Source organism: Paenibacillus sp. FSL L8-0435 (assembly GCF_037965655.1).
Lineage (GTDB): Bacteria > Bacillota > Bacilli > Paenibacillales > Paenibacillaceae > Paenibacillus.
Window position 1 is genome coordinate 3,746,342 of record NZ_CP150185.1, and the last position, 16,680, is coordinate 3,763,021.

Here is a 16,680-nt window from a genome sequence, read left to right on the forward strand (position 1 = left end):
AGCGATTTCCTTAATGCGCATGGATTGGGAGAAGCTAATATTTTATTAAAGGAGGACTATCATGAAACCATCTCACTTTGCGGCGAAACGGTTTATGAAAAAGGTACTCGGTATGTTCCTTGTGGTTGTGATGCTGACTAGTATTGGCATACTGCCAGCTTCAAAGGTTCAGGCAGCGGGAACTACCGTAACCTCAATGGAGTACTTCTCACCAGCAGACGGGCCTGTTATTTCAAAATCAGGGGTTGGCAAGGCCAGCTACGGATTTGTTATGCCGAAGTTCAATGGAGGCTCCGCGACATGGAATGATGTTTACAGTGATGTAGGCGTTAATGTAAAAGTGGGCAACAACTGGGTTGATATCGACCAGGCAGGCGGTTATATCTATAACCAAAACTGGGGGCACTGGAGCGATGGCGGCTTCAATGGTTATTGGTTCACCCTCTCCGCAACAACCGAGATCCAACTGTACTCCAAAGCGAATGGTGTTAAACTGGAGTATCAACTTGTATTCCAAAACATCAACAAAACAACCATTACCGCGATGAATCCGACACAAGGTCCACAAATCACGGCAAGTTTCACAGGCGGTGCAGGCTTTACATATCCAACGTTCAACAATAATCCTGCGGTCACTTATGAAGCTGTTGCGGATGATTTGAAGGTATATGTCAAACCTGTAAACAGCAACACCTGGATTGATATTGACAATAACGCAGCCAGCGGATGGATCTACGATCACAATTTTGGCCAATTCACGGATGGCGGCGGTGGGTACTGGTTTAACGTAACGGAGTCGATCAATGTCAAATTGGAATCAAAGACTTCTTCAACTAACCTTGTTTATACCATTACGTTTAATGAACCTACAAGAACTTCATATGTCATTACGCCATACGAAGGAACAACCTTCACAGCAGATGCGAATGGTTCCATAGGGGTTCCGCTTCCCAAAATTGATGGAGGCGCGCCAATCGCCAAGGAACTGGGCAATTTTGTATACCAAATTAACATGAATGGGCAATGGGTTGATTTGAGTAACTCCAGCCAGAGCAAATTTGCATACTCCGCTAATGGGTATAACGATATGTCCGATGCCAATCAGTGGGGTTACTGGTCCGATTATATCTATGGTCTTTGGTTCCAGCCAATCCAAGAAAATATGCAGATCCGTATTGGATATCCACTGAACGGACAGGCGGGTGGAAATATTGGCAACAACTTCGTCAACTATACCTTCATCGGCAATCCAAATGCCCCGCGTCCGGATGTATCTGATCAAGAGGATATCTCAATCGGAACGCCAACCGACCCGGCAATCGCGGGCATGAACCTCATTTGGCAGGATGAATTCAACGGAACTACGCTGGATACAAGTAAATGGAACTATGAAACAGGATATTATCTCAATAACGATCCCGGTACTTGGGGATGGGGAAATGCAGAACTGCAGCACTACACAAACAGCACTCAAAATGTTTATGTACAGGACGGGAAGCTGAATATCAAAGCCATGAACGATAATAAATCTTTCCCGCAGGATCCGAATCGGTATGCACAGTATTCTTCGGGAAAGATTACCACCAAGGATAAACTGTCCTTGAAGTACGGCAGAGTAGATTTTCGTGCCAAGCTTCCTACAGGTGATGGGGTATGGCCAGCACTGTGGATGCTTCCAAAAGATTCGGTATACGGCACTTGGGCTGCATCAGGTGAAATTGATGTTATGGAAGCGAGAGGCCGTCTGCCTGGATCAGTAAGCGGTACCATACACTTTGGTGGACAATGGCCCGGGAACCAGTATTCGGGCGGCGATTATCACTTCCCGGCGGGGCAAACTTTTGCCAATGATTATCATGTATATTCGGTAGTCTGGGAAGAGGACAATATTAAATGGTATGTAGACGGCAAGTTTTACTATAAAGTCACTAACGAGCAGTGGTATTCCGCAGCTGCACCGAATAATCCGAATGCACCTTTTGATGAGCCGTTCTACCTCATTATGAACTTGGCAGTAGGCGGAAACTTTGACGGCGGCCGTGCCCCGAACGCCTCCGATATCCCGGCGACGATGCAAGTGGATTATGTGCGCGTGTATAAAGAACAGTAATTTGCGATTTCGGATACAGCGAATGAAGATCAGATGGAACAGATGCTGGGCAAACCGGACCTGAAATCTCATACTCTAAAATAGGCTTACGACCGATTCCCAATATTTCTACCTGGGAATCGGTCGTTTAAATTTAGACTTGATACTGTAGTTCATCGGCTGCAACTCTTGTCGAAGGACAACATCATTAGGAGGAAATATGAATCAGAAAGAATTTGAATCAGTCATCAATCTCCCTGCAAATATTCGTTATGAATACTTCATCAAAAAAGTAGTGGATTCAGAAGAAGTGTGGGGGCTTTATGAGAATGGTTGGTCAGTTACTGAAGATGATAAAGGTAATAAATTACTTCCATTTTGGCCTAAAAAAGAATTCTCGGAATACTGTGCAACTGATGGTTGGGAAATTTACTCAAGTAAAAGTATGGATTTGTACGAGTTCATAGACGATTTTCTACCCAATTTAAAAAAAGAGGGTTTTAAACCTTCAATATTCTTAAATAATGCTGATTCTGCTGTATTAGAAGTCGATATACTAATTGAGGATTTAAAGACAGAACTTGAAAAATACTAACTTAAAACCTCAACGAAGGAGTTTGGAAAACCGTGAACAATACGAGACGTAAACGAATAAAATTGGGTGATATCTACGCTATACCTCTGCCTAACGCTAAGTTTGCCTTTGGGAGAAGGCTTAAAGATGCCAGCATTGCAATCTATAATGTGATAAGTGACACGATAGAAGAGATACCTCAAGAAGAGGAATACCAATTTATCGTGGGTGTATATGATGATGTACTGAAATCAGGTGATTGGCCGGTCGTTGAAAATCGTCCATTCCCGGATGAAAAAGAGGCTTGGCCCCCACCTGCCTGTATCATTGATAAGATATCAGGAGGGTATGAAATATATCATCTGGGAGAGATTAGACCTTCTACTCGCGAAGAATGCGAAGGATTAGAGATTGCGGCTGTTTGGGAAGCCCATCATATTGTTGATAGAATAATGGGAGATGATAAGTGGCACCGAGACCCGAATAAATAGTGTACGAGTATACCATCTGTGGTTCCAGAAATCAGGTGTAGCGGTTTAAACCGCTTTTTCACTTTCCAATACAAACATTAAGTCACGGCCTACACACGTTTCTATAGGGGTAACACCAAGCGCTTCAACCATTTGCTCTGTTAAAGTACACTCTTCTGGCATCTTATATAAACAAAATCAACCGAGCCAAGCCCTCCTTTTACAAAGAGGGGCTTGGCTTGTTTTGCATTCAGATGTAAGTAATAATGCAAAGTGAACTTGACACATAATGCAAAGTGAACTATGCTAAAAATGCAAAGTAAACATTGCAAGGACGTGATCACTTGAAGACAAGAATTGCAGAACTGCGTAAGCAGCATAAGCTGTCACAGGAAGAGCTGGGACGAATTGTTGGTGTTACCCGGCAAACCATCACCTCTCTTGAAAGGGGAAAATATACGGCTTCCCTTATTCTTGCTTACAAAATTGCCAATTTTTTTGGACTCGCCATTGAAGATGTTTTTGATTTCAGCGAAGTGGAGGAAATGTAAATGGACAAGTACAAGATTAAAATAAAAACTCGCAAAAACGTACTGTCACTGGTAGCCGCTGCTACCCTATTGATCTATGTAGGACTTATATTTTACCGAGGTGGACTACCCGATTTACCTGGTTTTATAAAGGGATTTCACACAGGCGCTTTTATCGGGGTTGAAGTGGCCGTCGCTTTTTTCCTCGTCAGGTATATAAAAGCCAGTAATAATGAAGCCGAGCTGAAGAAGCAGTATATTGAGGAGAATGACGAGCGGAGTGTAATGATACTCCAGAGAGCCGGCACACTCAGCACAGCAATCATTCTCATTGGTATGGGCATTGCCTCCGTGATCGCCGGTTTCTTTAATCCCTTGATATTCTATACCTTACTAACTTGCTTATTATTTGTTTTAATCGTATTTTTTGCACTGTGGATGTATTATGCGAGAGAAATTTAAGGTTTAGATCAAAGCAGTGGAGAGAGATGAATGTTCACCGGATATCGATAATACTTAATAACAAAGTTGTCGAGGGACAAAAACATGATCCCATTAAAGTCGCTATTTAGCGGCTTTTTTGTTTTATCGGTACAAGAACATCTTCCGCTTACCGATTAGATGAATATCCATAGGCCGGTGAGACTTTCTCAACAGCATGGAAGCAGGAATTTCCCCGCTGTTCTGATAATATAAGGCCTTGACCTTCACATGGGCTACCCAGGAATATTCGTAATGGCTAATTTTGCATTATGCATAAAACAAGACATAAATAGTTTTGATCTTTTATGATCAAGTTATCGTTAATTAGTTTGAGGGGGTGAGGGAGCGTTGGATGATGAAGAGTTAATTCATGAGATTCGTGAAGGAAGTCGGGCTGCAATGGAAGTTTTGGTGAAGCGGCATTACAAGTCGATATTTTCATATGTGTACCGAAAAACGGGAGATTATCATATCTCTTTTGATCTAACTCAAGAGGTATTTGTAAAAATGATGAATTCATTGGAGAATTATCGAGATAACGGAAAATTCAGTCACTGGTTATTGAAAATAGCAGTGAATCATTGTATGGATTATTTTCGTGGGCGCGAGTTCAAGCAACAACTCAGAGAGAGTGAGTTAACAGAAGAGGCGCTCCCAGCAAGTGAGCACCAGAATGTGTGGAACATATTCTATAAACGGCTTCAGAATGATAAGGTCAGGCTGGCGATACAAAGTTTGCCTGAGCACCAGAGGGACGCGGTCATTCTGAACTATTACAACGGACTAAAGATCAAAGAGGTTGCCGAGCTGACGGGATCGAATGAGTCGACAGTGAAATCACGTATACGCTTGGGCATAACGAAATTAAAAGAGATCATTGTGGGAGGTGAGCGGGATGAAACGTACGGAAAACGAAGATAGAAGGAAGCGTCGAGCTGAATTGGAGATGGAGGAGTACGCCGAAATTGCCCCTTTTTTGGATGACTATGTGGTTGAATATCCATCCGAGATGGAGATCGATAGGACGATAAGGGCCTTGGATGCACATATGCCGGGACAGATGAATGTTCATCTGGAGCAATCACCGGGGAAATCATTTACAGAACTGTTCCAACTCGTTCGGGGTGAGGTTATGGTTTTCCACAAATCGTACTGGCTAGTTTGCGCATTGCTTCTGTTGTGCGGATTCTGGTTGGGAACCCGCAGCACAATATCCCCATACATGAGTGGACTTATTCTGGTACCTGTACCTTTTATTCTCGGATTACTGGAAGTATTCAAAGGTCGGGATCAGGGGCTGATGGAGATCGAACTGACCTGTAAAATTACGGCACAACAGCTAATGCTGACTCGTCTGATCGTCGTGCTTGCAGGAAATATGGTATTTGTTCTGCTTCTTATGCTATTGGTATCTGGCGGAAGAGGAAGTTTCATCTCATGGAGTGGCGTCGGTCTGTGGTATACCCAACTGATGATTGCGGCAGGGGCTAGTTTGTGGCTGGCTATGCGTGTTCGGGGTGGAACAGCTGTTAGTATTTTCTTGGTCGCATGGTTTGGGCTTTTCTGGCTTATGTTAAGCAATCCCCGATTTGTTACTTTAGTACAATCTATCCAGACCCCAGTACTTATTGCAATCGCATTATGTGGAGTGGTTCTGTTGATCAGTCAGATCCGGCAGATGACGCGAAAATATACATCACAAACGGAAAGAGGTTATTCCTTTGAAATTGACCATGGATAACGTATCCAAGAAGTATAGAAACAAGTGGGCCGTGAAATCGTTCACGCTAGAGCTGTCCAGCGGTGGCGTCTACGGCCTGCTTGGACCAAATGGAGCGGGCAAAACAACGCTGCTTCGCATGCTTGTAGACATCGCCAAGCCAACGTCCGGACAAATTATGCTGGATGGGCAACCCATTGAACAGATGGGGGATCGTTATCGCGATATATTGGGCTATATGCCGCAGCGCTTTGGATTTTATAATCGTTTCAGTGCTCATAAATTTCTCATGTACATGTGTTCGTTAAAAGGACTGAGTACAAATCAAGCCGCTATTCGAGTGCAGGAGACATTACGTATGGTTGATCTGGAAAAGCAGGCACAACATAAAATTCGTACGTTTTCTGGCGGTATGAAACAGCGGCTCGGAATTGCACAAGCCTTGCTAAATGATCCGCAAATTCTAGTTCTCGACGAACCTACGGCTGGCCTTGATCCGAAGGAACGTATTCGATTTCGTAACATTATTGGTGAGTTGGGAAGAGACCGGATTGTACTGTTATCGACGCATATTATCTCTGATCTGGAGTTCTCGTGTAAGGAAATGATCCTGATGAATGAAGGTCAACTGATTACTCAGAACACACCGGAAGCGATCATGAACAGTATGCAAGGCAGCGTTTGGACTGCAACGTTAACAGAACAGCAGCTTGCCGAACTCACCTCTCGTTTCAAGGTAAGCGGATTGTCCTATCAGTCCGATGGTATTGTGGCGAGAATCTTGGCAAAAGAACGGCCTGTCCCACAAGCTATGCCAGAGGCCCCTCGGCTTGAAGACGTATATATGCACTATTTTGATGAGGAGGCGACATCGTGATTCGTTTGACCCGATATGAATTTGTTAAAATAATGACGCGTAAAAGTATCTATCTTGCACTCACCGGGCTACTAATGCTTCTTGTTCTATATGCCTATCTCGGACATCCGGGGCCGATGAACGGTACGTCGTTCTACAAACCCTATGAAGGAGCCATTACGGCTGAGAAGGTTCAGGCTGCACAGGAACAGTTACAAAACAAGGGTTACAGTGATGAAGCGAATCAGAATCGATATGGCGTATTTTATGAGATTTCCATGTTTTCGCCGGAATTCATAAAAAACTACACCAAAACTGATGATAGCGGAAATGTCATGGAACGGACCGTAAACGTCACTGAAATTCACTACAATAAACCTTGGGGTTATCTGTTGGAATACATTGATCAATTTGGCGTGCTTTTTATGATGATCATGATTTTGCTGGGACTGGCTCCCGTATTCGCAGAGGAATATGCATTGGGAACGGCAGCATTGGTACGCAGCAGCAAGCGAGGGAAGAGCCAAATCGTATCGGCTAAATTGATGGCTTCAGTAGTATATATTGTCCTATGCGTCATCTTGTTTACAAGTATCAACTTGCTAATCTACTGGTTGAGGTTTGGGAATTTGGCTGGAGCAGATACTCCAATACAGAGTGTAGGCATGTACTTTCAAAGCTTCGATTATGAGTACTCGCCTTATAGGTTGTCTGCGCTTCAGTATTATGTAGTTCAGTTGGTCACACACTTGGCAGGCAGCCTGATTTTTGGATGCGTTGTGCTATGGGTTTCTTCGCTCAGTTCAACAGCGTTTGTTGCCATAATCATTAATGTGGCTATTGTAGGCGTGCCCTATCTGGCTTTTGATGTGATGAACTTTAACCCAGGATGGGCGAAGTGGATTGAGGAATTTTCCTTCAGTACAATGATGCGGGTAACGAGACTGTTTCAAACTCCAGTAAACTACTCCATATTCAGGGTGGAGGTGTCATATCTACAGTTGTATTTGCTTATTATGACTGTAGTTACAGCTGTAGTTGTACTTGGTACATATCGAGCGTTCCGTAATCGTGAGGTATTTTCTTGATTTGAAGCACTATGAGGAACATGATGTATTACACAATTAGGTCCGCAGTTTTTGCGGACTTCTTTTCATATGAATAAGCATGGCAGTGTCCCCAGCTGAGGACAAGAACTTGGTTCCATTGCCAAAAGGACAAGAACATTGTACCCATGTCGATTAGAACATTTATCTGTTTCATTAAGCTAACGGGCAGAATAGTTTCGGTATGTGGTATTATTTGTTTGATGGAGTAAACTAAAGCTTGAGACAAACATCAGTCAGTGTTTTCCAAAAAAAAGGTAAGCATAACGATCAAAGTTTTAAAAGGGAGTGAACTATATTAATATACAGCATCCCTATTTACGACAAATTCAGCTTAAGCGGCAACAAGTACCCACCTATAATCGTTACCCCTTTGATTTGGCGGTCATTCGAAACCTAAATACTCTTGATTTTCACCCCAAGGTAACCTATATCGTAGGTGAAAATGGGATGGGCAAATCAACACTGATGGAGTCCATTGCTGTCGCATGGGGATTTAACCCGGAGGGTGGGACGATCAACTTTTCCTTTTCAACCCAGGCTACTCACTCGAGCTTATATGAATATATACAATTGATCAGAGGTCCGCGACGCCCGAAGGATGGCTTCTTCTTCCGGGCAGAGAGTTATTATAATTTAGCCACAACGATCGATGAGTTGGACAGCCAACCATCATTCGCTCGCCCTATTATAGAATCTTACGGTGGGAAGTCCTTGCATGAGCAATCGCACGGAGAGTCGTTCTTTTCCACTTTCATTCATCGGTTCGGGGAGAAGGGATTATATATACTGGATGAGCCTGAGGCTGCATTGTCTCCCCTTCGCCAAATGGCGATGCTGACACGAATCCATGAACTTGTTTTGCAAAACTCTCAATTTATAATTGCGACCCACTCCCCAATCCTTATGGCATATCCAGATTCGATTATTTACAATCTAAAGCCAGATGGTATCGAAGTCCAAGTATTGGAAGAAACCGACCATTATATGATTATGAAAGAGTTTGTGAATAACAAGGATAGGATGCTCAGAGAGTTATTCGAAGAAACTCAAGATTAAATCCACTGCTATCCTATAGAATCTAAAAGCTTAAGAGAGATCGTTACAAAGAAAGCGATCTCTTGTCGAGATTTAGCTAACGGGAAACGTTAGCTTAATCAAACTTAATAAGGCATCAAATTGATCATCTGCTGATTTCAACTAGCGGACTGACAACAGGGATCGTTGCAGAAATGCTAACGATCCTTTTTTGTATATGTTTACGTATGAGTATTTAAATCACGAAAAAGGGCTCCTCCGTAGACTAGGAGCCCCAAGTGCAGGTCAGCGATCACGTACCTGGATATAAAGGGAAAACAGTGGGTGTTGCCCGGCAAAGTGACGTTTTTATTTTTCACAGTCCGATCGGTAATTTTGGTGATGCTGAGTATCTTACATGCTGTAGGCTTAGTAGAAGTGATTTTGTAGAACCATTCAAACGCTCTACACAGAGAAACAACGGATCGAACAGGAAGAACGGTACAACTATATTGGACTGTTATGGAAAAGTAAGGTATAGAAAGCCACTGCTTCTATATATTCTAAAACAGAAGATTCTATTTTCTAGCATGGGTGCTTGTAGGGGGGAATGCATGTTTCATTATTTTCTGAAGATAAGCAGAAACATTGTTAGGATTGCAACTGTGAAGCATTCGTCCTAAATCGAGGAAGTATAAATATACTATTCTCTATTTTCATCATCTAATCGCCGACGAAATATCAAAGCCGAAACAGCAAATATAATAAAAGATAATGTTGAAGCAACAGCAACCATCTTCAACACACTTCCTATTGGAGGGTTAAACAACAGAGCAATTGAGATGATTAAAACAGCACCTGTTAAACCCATTCCCAAAATCGAGATCGCTAAAATCTTGTTCATCAAATCACCTCACAGGTTGAAATAGAGTTTCTCATTGCATAATAATAGTTTAATACATGATGAATTAGTATAGAATGTAACAAAAAGTATAGCAAAGATTTAGTAGCGATTGCTTCCGAGAATGGGGAAGCAATCGCTATGTTTTTTTTGCGGATTTTTTTATTTTTTTGTCCGCCTCATGTGTACAAAAAATAAAAATGATGATACATTGAATTTAGTTTATTTCCTTTTATAACAGGTTTTTTTCGAAGAATACTGTGTCTCCTGTACGAGGACATGCGTATATCGAGGAGGGAATGGAATGTCAAGTCAAGCATTGGACGAATTTTTAAGTTCGAACATCGAAGATCTAAAGACTAAAGGTCTATATAACGTCATCGATACGCTGCAGGGTGCAAATGGTCCTGTTATTCGTATCAACGGAAAGTCCTTAATCAATTTGTCTTCCAATAACTATTTGGGACTGGCAACAGATCACCGCCTGATTGATGCTTCAGTTAAGGCGTCGCAGACATACGGGGCAGGCGCAGGGGCTGTGAGAACAATTAATGGTACGATGGATCTTCATATTGAGCTTGAAGAAAAACTGGCCCTTTTCAAAAAAACGGAAGCCGTTATCGTGTATCAATCGGGATTTAACTGCAATATGGCTGCTATATCCGCGGTAATGGACCAGCATGATGCGATTTTATCAGATGAGCTGAACCACGCTTCGATTATTGATGGCTGCCGCCTGTCTAGAGCCAAGGTGATTCGCTTTAAGCATTCGGATATGAATGATTTAAGACAGCAGGCGAAAGATGCCAAGGAATCCGGTCAGTACCATAAAATTATGGTCATCACCGACGGGGTTTTCTCCATGGATGGTGATATAGCAAAGCTGCCTGAAATCGTGAAAATAGCAGAAGAATTCGATCTGATTACTTATGTGGATGATGCCCATGGTTCGGGCGTTCTCGGAGCAGGTGCGGGAACCGTGAAGCATTTTGGATTGTCCGACCGCATTGACTTTCAAATTGGTACTCTTTCCAAGGCGATTGGCGTTGTCGGCGGTTATGTGGCGGGTAAAAAACAACTGATTGAATGGTTGAAGCTGAGAAGCCGTCCGTTTCTGTTCTCGACATCGCTACCTCCGGCTGCAATCGCTTCTTGTAGCGCTTCTGTCGACATTTTAATGAATGACAAAGAGCTGATCGAGAAGCTGTGGGAGAACGGCAATGATTTGAAAAATGGCTTGAGCCGGCTTGGATATGATGTAGGCCAAAGCGAAACGCCGATCACACCTTGTATCATTGGCGATGAAGTAACCACCCAACAGTTCAGCAAACGGCTTTATGAAGAAGGCGTTTACGCCAAGGCAATCCTGTTTCCGACGGTTCCGAAAGGAACCGGAAGAATACGCAACATGCCGACAGCTGCCCATACCAAGGATATGCTCGACCAGGTGATCTCCGTTTATGAGAAAGTTGGCAAGGAAATGAAGCTGATTTAGCTGCATTCGCGGGAGTACATTTCGGGAGGAATGTCTTATGAACAAGATTTTGGTGACCGGAGCACTGGGCCAAATCGGTTCTGAGTTAGTTGTTAAATTACGTGAAATTTATGGTGCGGATCACGTCATTGCTACGGATCTCAGATCATCAGCCCACGAAATTACCCGATCCGGGCCATTCGAGCTGCTGGACGTGACGAATGATAAGGCGATGTTCGAAATCGCCAAGCGGTACGAAGTTGATACCGTCATCCATTTGGCTGCGCTGCTGTCGGCTACCGCAGAGGAGAAACCGCTACTTGCCTGGAATTTGAATATGGGTGGATTGATGAATGCACTTGAAATATCCAGGGAGCTCGGCTGCCAATTTTTCACTCCAAGCTCCATTGGATCTTTTGGTCCTTTGACTCCGAAAGACAATACCCCTCAGGATACGATCCAGAGGCCCAATACGATGTACGGCGTGAACAAAGTGTCCGGCGAACTGCTTTGTGATTATTATTTTCACAAATACGGCCTGGATACTAGGGGACTGCGATTCCCGGGATTGATATCTTATATGACGCCTCCCGGCGGAGGAACGACGGATTACGCCGTGGAAATTTATTACGCAGCCGTGACGGCTGGCCGGTATACATCTTATATCGCCAAGGACTCAAACATGGACATGATGTATATGCCGGATGCCCTGAACGCTATCATCGATTTGATGGAAGCGGATTCTTCCCGGTTGATGCACCGAAATTCATTTAATGTCACCGCAATGAGCGTGGATCCGGAGGCGATCGCTGCAGCGATTCGGGATGAGCTTCCAGGCTTTATCCTCGATTATGACGTTGATCCGAAGAGACAGGCGATTGCCGATAGCTGGCCGCATTCCATTGATGCGACGGCAGCGAAAACAGAATGGGGATTTCATGCTCGCTACGACCTGAAGGCCATGACGAAGGATATGCTTTCACATCTAAGCGAGAGACAAATGCTTCGCAAGGCTTAAAGTTATTATGAATTCGATCGAAGAGTGACATCGCTAAAAAAAGCAAGAAAGGGGAACTTATAAAAACAAAAATAGAACGAAATTGTCGAGGGACAAGAACATTGTTCCATTAAAGTCGCTATTACAGCGGCTTTTTTTTGTTTTAAGGACAAGAACGTTGTGTCATTTCGGATTAGGTATCTATCTAAATAGCATCATGATGAAGATCATGTGGCAAGAAAAAAGCACATGAATTTAAGAATTCGCGTGAATAACGATTTTTTTATTAGAAATAACGTTTTTCCGGTAAAGACCAATCAATCTGCGCCAACCATCGGGACGCGAATATGTTACGAACTTGTCGATGTCGGTTTCGTAGATTGCTCTTGGTATCTCACGCTCATGCTTAGGAACACGAATTGTGGCTTCTTGGCAGAGGTAGTAATTCAAATGTTCGTGTCCAAATATGAAGATGTATGAGGATTTATACTTAACGGGGATATTCTACTTTGTAGTGGTGGAAATTACCCATTGAGCAAGTTGATTCAAAGTATATCGGACTCGCATTATAGCCACGTAGCTTTTGTCATGTGGATTCATGACAGGCTCATGGTACTTGGAAGCGTTGAGAACGCCGGAGTAAGGACAGTACCGTTATCTTCGTATCTGACTGCAAACATTATTCTATGCCTGCCTAGTTCTGACAGATCTAAGCAGGGAGTCGAGCCAGATCAGATTCGGCAAGAATAGCCTTTCTGTTCAGATCATACTAGTTTATTATCAAGTATCCTTCAGCAAGTCAACCATGTTAGAATAGTGAATTTCACTCAGTTGCTCGATAAAGTTATCTACCCTGTAGTTCTCCGGTTCAACTATCCAGAGACAAATTACTCCTACCAATCCAGATACCATGTATTCGATGCCTATTTTTATCTTCTCATCGTGGCGATGATCGCCGATCCCTGAAAAAATGATCGTTTTAAAAGCCTCTTTCAAGTATACGGAGAAGTTTGGATAAATATTTTGAGTGATCATTGTCTTAAAAAATATCATATTGGCTTCAATATCGTCGAAAATCGTTTTTAACATGGTAGCAAACATATCTTTATCCATCTCATGAATTGAACTCACTTCCAGGCTTAAGCAAGCATTTAAACTCTCCACGTTTTCCTGAAATAACTTCTCCATGAATTGAGGTTTATCTACATAGTGCAAATAAAATGTGTTGCGATTTATCATCGCTTCTTCGGCAATGTCCTGCACAGTAATTCGTTCATAGCCTTTGGTTTGTACTAATCTCAGAAACGCTTCTTTAATGGCTTTCCGCGTTTTGAGAATGCGCAGATCGACTTTATCTTTACCCAATTCGTGCTTCCCCTCCATAAATAATAGTCGAATTTATCAAAAGTGATGTTTAATTAACACATTGAATTATATCGACCATTGAGTCTTTTAAGTGTACGTTTTACAATTACAACTGTCAATTGAACTCACTAACTCATTCATAAAAGGAGAATCATAAATGAAAACACTGGCGATTGTTGGTGCAGGTAAGGGATTAGGATTATCTATTGCGAAGAGCTTTGGCAAGCGCGGCTTCCAAGTGGCATTAGTTGCAAGAAATGCTGCAAAACTGCAAGATATGGTGGATGAACTGAAGGCGGATGGTATCGAGGCAGCTTATTTCGTAGCAGATATTTTTAACAAGGAACAGATTGCACAGGCTATGACCAACATGAAAGAAAAGTATGGTCAGATTGATGTGTTGGAATTCAGTCCAACAGCAGGCAATTATCCTCCCACTTCTGTATTGGAGTTAACGGCGGAGAACGCCAGGGACGCATTTGAGGCGAATGTGGTTAGTGCCATCCATGTCGTCAATGCTGTTCTCCCTGATATGCTCGCCAGGAAAGAGGGAGCCTTGCTCTTTACCTCAGGATTATCCGCCATGTACCCTGTGTCCATGATGGGGAATATCGGTATTGCTCTTTCAGGGTTACGCAATTATGTTGCTAATCTTCATACTTCATTGTCTACTCAAGGGATTTTTGTGGGCCACCGCTCATTAGGTTTATTGATCAAGGAGTCAGGTACTGGCGCAATTAATGATCCGGATGTAATTGCAGAGATGTGGTACCAGGCCTATGTAGAGAAAAACGTATGGGAAGAAGAGTATCCTAAGGGGGTTACCCCCGAAACCATTCTGTTTTAACATTGGTGATGATTTCAGCAGGTCATAACATACAGTTGTAACCAAGTAGATGAGCTTGAGAACTAGGCATATATTTTGTGTTAAGAGACGCTTGAAAGAGATGAAGAAGTCGCTATAGGAGCGACTTCTTTTTTTGTTGGCACAGGAACCGATCTACTGCACTGTAGAAGCAATAGAAGCAAGAGGTGTCTATGATGTAGTAAGAAAAGTATCGGGGGGATTTTGTCAAGGGACAAGAACATGGTCCCATTGAAGTCGCTATTTTAACGGCTTTTTTATTTTATCGGTACAAGTTCTTGTCCCGAGCCAAGGACAAGAACTTGTACCCATTACCGTATTGGACAAGAACATGTTCCTATTGCCGATTAGGCATGTATCTAATCATCATCTTGCCCTTCAATTCATTAAACTAACGGGCAGTTAGTTTAATGAATACTGGAGAGTATCAGGTTAAGAGATATCAAAAAACAGGAAACTTATCCAAGTTAAATAGTGTGAAAACCACTATTTAAAGAAAAAGCCTTAGTCATGGATCTTTTGATTTCTCGACTTACATGTCATTATCAAAAATAGGTTAGGTTATAAGCTCCACATAAAAATTCAATTCAATAGGTGGTGCGATGATGATTACTCATGAACTCAAAGTTATTGAAAGAATGTCTTCAGGTGATGGGTTATCTGTGGAGTTTGAGGAACTCATGATTCAAGGAGTGTCTATTGACTCTAGGTCCATAAAACCGGGAAATTTATTTGTCCCAATTATAAGAGAGTTAAATGGGCATAATTATGTAAGTGAAGCAATATCTAAAGGAGCGATTGCTTCTTTCTGGGAAAAGGATCACCCTAACCCACCAGTTCATCTTCCGTTAATTTATGTAAATGATTCCTTAGAAGCCTTACAAAAATTAGCGGCAGAATACCGACGAGAATTACAAGTCAAAGTTATTGGTGTTACGGGTAGCAACGGTAAAACAACTACAAAAGAGATGCTAAATTCTGTTTTACAGACAAAATTTCGAGTTTATAAAACAGAAGGTAATTTAAACAGTCAATTAGGTGTCCCATTAACGGTTTTAGGGATAGATAAGGATGCTGAAGTTGCAGTAATCGAGATGGGGATGAGTGAAAGAGGTCAAATTGAGCAACTTTCCCGAATTACACATCCAGACATAGCTGTGATTACAATGATAGGAGTTTCCCATCTATCTAGTCTCGGCTCTAGAGAACAAATAGCAGCAGCAAAATTAGAAATTATTAGTGGTCTAAAGAATGGTGGGTGCTTTGTTTTCAACGGTGACGAGCCGTATTTAACCAAAGAACTAAGTAATATCAAAAAAAATATCTCAATAGAAACAATTAGTTTTGGGCAGGGGGATTTTAATGATGTGATCGCCGAGAATACATTATCAAACTCCGATGGTTCCCAATTCTCTGTTGCAAACGATACTTACTACCTTCCACTTCTTGGTGCACATAATATTAATAATGCACTTGCTACAATTGCCATAGCTCTGAGGTTGGGTTTAAACTCTGCTGAAATAAATGAAGGATTTAATCAGTTGAAATTGCCTAATATGCGATTAGAGAAGATTAGTTCACCATTGGGATTTACAATTATTAATGATGCTTGGAATACTAGCCCGGATTCCGTAAATGCAGCAATTATGACTTTTCAGGAACTGACGGCTTATTGTGAAAAGCATTTAGTAATTGGTGATATGCTTGAACTGGGTGATGATGAAATAGAGTTTCACCGAGTAATTGGCAGAAATCTTGATCCAGATAAAATAAATTATATTTATACATTTGGTGATCTCAGTAGCCATATTGCCTCAGAAGCAAAAAGGAGATATCCAATAGGGACTGTAATGACTTTTAAAGATAAAATAGTGTTGGCGAATGCATTAAAGCGAAAAATTAATAAAAATGATGTGATTTTGTTAAAAGCATCTAGAGGGATGCAGATTGATTCAATTATTCCTTCCTTAATGAAGTAATCATTCAAATAAGGGGTTCATGTAGCAGTCAGTTTACTAAAGAAACATGGTTAAAAGAACCAAACAAGAGGAATGACATGGTGCATAGCTTGATAAATAAGTAAGAACTGAGGGAACCTAAGTTATTGACTTACTAGGAGACCCGCGCAAAACTAGATGAACCGTCTCGACATTAACGGTACCAGTTTTTGTCCTCAGACACCTGCTGTCGAGGGACAAGAACATATTCCTATTGAAGTCGCTAATTTAGCGGC

Annotated in this window: 16 protein-coding genes; 14 read left to right on the top strand and 2 right to left on the bottom strand. The window is 42.1% G+C overall.

All coding sequences use genetic code 11. The features are described 5' to 3' along the window. Positions 1–61: 61 nt before the first annotated feature. The 10 genes from NST33_RS16220 (at position 62) to NST33_RS16265 (ending at position 8,887) form a co-directional block, all read left to right on the top strand. Entirely contained in the window at positions 62–2,110 is a 2,049-nt protein-coding gene (locus NST33_RS16220) for a glycoside hydrolase family 16 protein (protein ID WP_339303985.1), read from the top strand. 199 nt (positions 2,111–2,309) lie between these two features. Then, positions 2,310–2,684: a DUF2750 domain-containing protein gene (locus tag NST33_RS16225; protein WP_339303987.1), complete on the top strand. Its 375-nt coding sequence runs from the start codon at positions 2,310–2,312 to the stop codon at positions 2,682–2,684. A 32-nt stretch (positions 2,685–2,716) separates the two neighbouring features. Beyond that, positions 2,717–3,154 carry an Imm26 family immunity protein gene (locus tag NST33_RS16230; RefSeq protein ID WP_339303989.1) on the top strand — a complete coding sequence of 146 codons (438 nt, stop codon included), beginning with the start codon at positions 2,717–2,719 and terminating at the stop codon, positions 3,152–3,154. Between the two features lie 323 nt (positions 3,155–3,477). Then, positions 3,478–3,684 carry a helix-turn-helix transcriptional regulator gene (locus NST33_RS16235; protein ID WP_036613900.1) on the top strand — a complete coding sequence of 69 codons (207 nt, stop codon included), beginning with the start codon at positions 3,478–3,480 and terminating at the stop codon, positions 3,682–3,684. Then, entirely contained in the window at positions 3,685–4,125 is a 441-nt protein-coding gene (locus tag NST33_RS16240; protein ID WP_339303991.1) for a hypothetical protein, read from the top strand. It begins immediately after the preceding gene. 369 nt (positions 4,126–4,494) lie between these two features. Further along, positions 4,495–5,067, top strand: coding sequence for a sigma-70 family RNA polymerase sigma factor (locus tag NST33_RS16245; protein WP_260632765.1), 573 nt, complete (start codon positions 4,495–4,497; stop codon positions 5,065–5,067). Then, positions 5,042–5,887, top strand: coding sequence for a hypothetical protein (locus NST33_RS16250; RefSeq protein ID WP_221821440.1), 846 nt, complete (start codon positions 5,042–5,044; stop codon positions 5,885–5,887). The genes NST33_RS16245 and NST33_RS16250 overlap by 26 nt, the downstream gene beginning before the upstream one ends. Continuing rightward, entirely contained in the window at positions 5,868–6,743 is an 876-nt protein-coding gene (locus NST33_RS16255) for an ABC transporter ATP-binding protein (RefSeq protein ID WP_221821441.1), read from the top strand. Before NST33_RS16250 ends, NST33_RS16255 begins: the two co-directional genes overlap by 20 nt. Next, positions 6,740–7,810: a hypothetical protein gene (locus NST33_RS16260; RefSeq protein ID WP_221821442.1), complete on the top strand. Its 1,071-nt coding sequence runs from the start codon at positions 6,740–6,742 to the stop codon at positions 7,808–7,810. The genes NST33_RS16255 and NST33_RS16260 overlap by 4 nt, the downstream gene beginning before the upstream one ends. 315 nt (positions 7,811–8,125) lie before the next feature. Next, positions 8,126–8,887: an AAA family ATPase gene (locus NST33_RS16265; protein WP_127549436.1), complete on the top strand. Its 762-nt coding sequence runs from the start codon at positions 8,126–8,128 to the stop codon at positions 8,885–8,887. 661 nt (positions 8,888–9,548) lie between these two features. On the opposite strand, the gene NST33_RS16270 is transcribed toward NST33_RS16265, so the two are convergent. Then, entirely contained in the window at positions 9,549–9,749 is a 201-nt protein-coding gene (locus NST33_RS16270; protein WP_221821443.1) for a hypothetical protein, read from the bottom strand. A 301-nt stretch (positions 9,750–10,050) separates the two neighbouring features. Here NST33_RS16270 and NST33_RS16275 point away from each other — a divergent pair, with 301 nt between their 5' ends. Next, positions 10,051–11,241: a glycine C-acetyltransferase gene (locus NST33_RS16275; protein ID WP_221821445.1), complete on the top strand. Its 1,191-nt coding sequence runs from the start codon at positions 10,051–10,053 to the stop codon at positions 11,239–11,241. 37 nt (positions 11,242–11,278) lie between these two features. Further along, on the top strand, positions 11,279–12,238 hold the full coding sequence (locus NST33_RS16280) for an L-threonine 3-dehydrogenase (protein ID WP_076250511.1): 960 nt from the start codon (positions 11,279–11,281) through the stop codon (positions 12,236–12,238). A gap of 759 nt (positions 12,239–12,997) precedes the next feature. On the opposite strand, the gene NST33_RS16285 is transcribed toward NST33_RS16280, so the two are convergent. After that, a complete protein-coding gene (locus NST33_RS16285) occupies positions 12,998–13,582 on the bottom strand; it encodes a TetR/AcrR family transcriptional regulator (RefSeq protein WP_221821446.1) in 585 nt (194 codons plus the stop codon). A 157-nt stretch (positions 13,583–13,739) separates the two neighbouring features. On the opposite strand from NST33_RS16285, the gene NST33_RS16290 reads away from it, so the two are divergent. Together NST33_RS16290 and murF are read left to right on the top strand one after the other, a co-directional pair. Next, positions 13,740–14,429: an SDR family NAD(P)-dependent oxidoreductase gene (locus NST33_RS16290; RefSeq protein ID WP_221821448.1), complete on the top strand. Its 690-nt coding sequence runs from the start codon at positions 13,740–13,742 to the stop codon at positions 14,427–14,429. 620 nt (positions 14,430–15,049) lie between these two features. Then, positions 15,050–16,426: a UDP-N-acetylmuramoyl-tripeptide--D-alanyl-D-alanine ligase gene (gene murF, locus NST33_RS16295; protein ID WP_260632766.1), complete on the top strand. Its 1,377-nt coding sequence runs from the start codon at positions 15,050–15,052 to the stop codon at positions 16,424–16,426. Positions 16,427–16,680: the final 254 nt, after the last annotated feature.

Coding starts and splice junctions, on each gene's coding strand:
- NST33_RS16220 (WP_339303985.1), top strand. CDS start 62: ATGAAACCATCTCACTTTGCGGCGAAACGGTTTATGAAAAAGGTACTC.
- NST33_RS16225 (WP_339303987.1), top strand. CDS start 2,310: ATGAATCAGAAAGAATTTGAATCAGTCATCAATCTCCCTGCAAATATT.
- NST33_RS16240 (WP_339303991.1), top strand. CDS start 3,685: ATGGACAAGTACAAGATTAAAATAAAAACTCGCAAAAACGTACTGTCA.
- NST33_RS16250 (WP_221821440.1), top strand. CDS start 5,042: ATGAAACGTACGGAAAACGAAGATAGAAGGAAGCGTCGAGCTGAATTG.
- NST33_RS16270 (WP_221821443.1), bottom strand. CDS start 9,749: ATGAACAAGATTTTAGCGATCTCGATTTTGGGAATGGGTTTAACAGGT.
- NST33_RS16275 (WP_221821445.1), top strand. CDS start 10,051: ATGTCAAGTCAAGCATTGGACGAATTTTTAAGTTCGAACATCGAAGAT.
- NST33_RS16280 (WP_076250511.1), top strand. CDS start 11,279: ATGAACAAGATTTTGGTGACCGGAGCACTGGGCCAAATCGGTTCTGAG.
- NST33_RS16290 (WP_221821448.1), top strand. CDS start 13,740: ATGAAAACACTGGCGATTGTTGGTGCAGGTAAGGGATTAGGATTATCT.
- murF (WP_260632766.1), top strand. CDS start 15,050: ATGATGATTACTCATGAACTCAAAGTTATTGAAAGAATGTCTTCAGGT.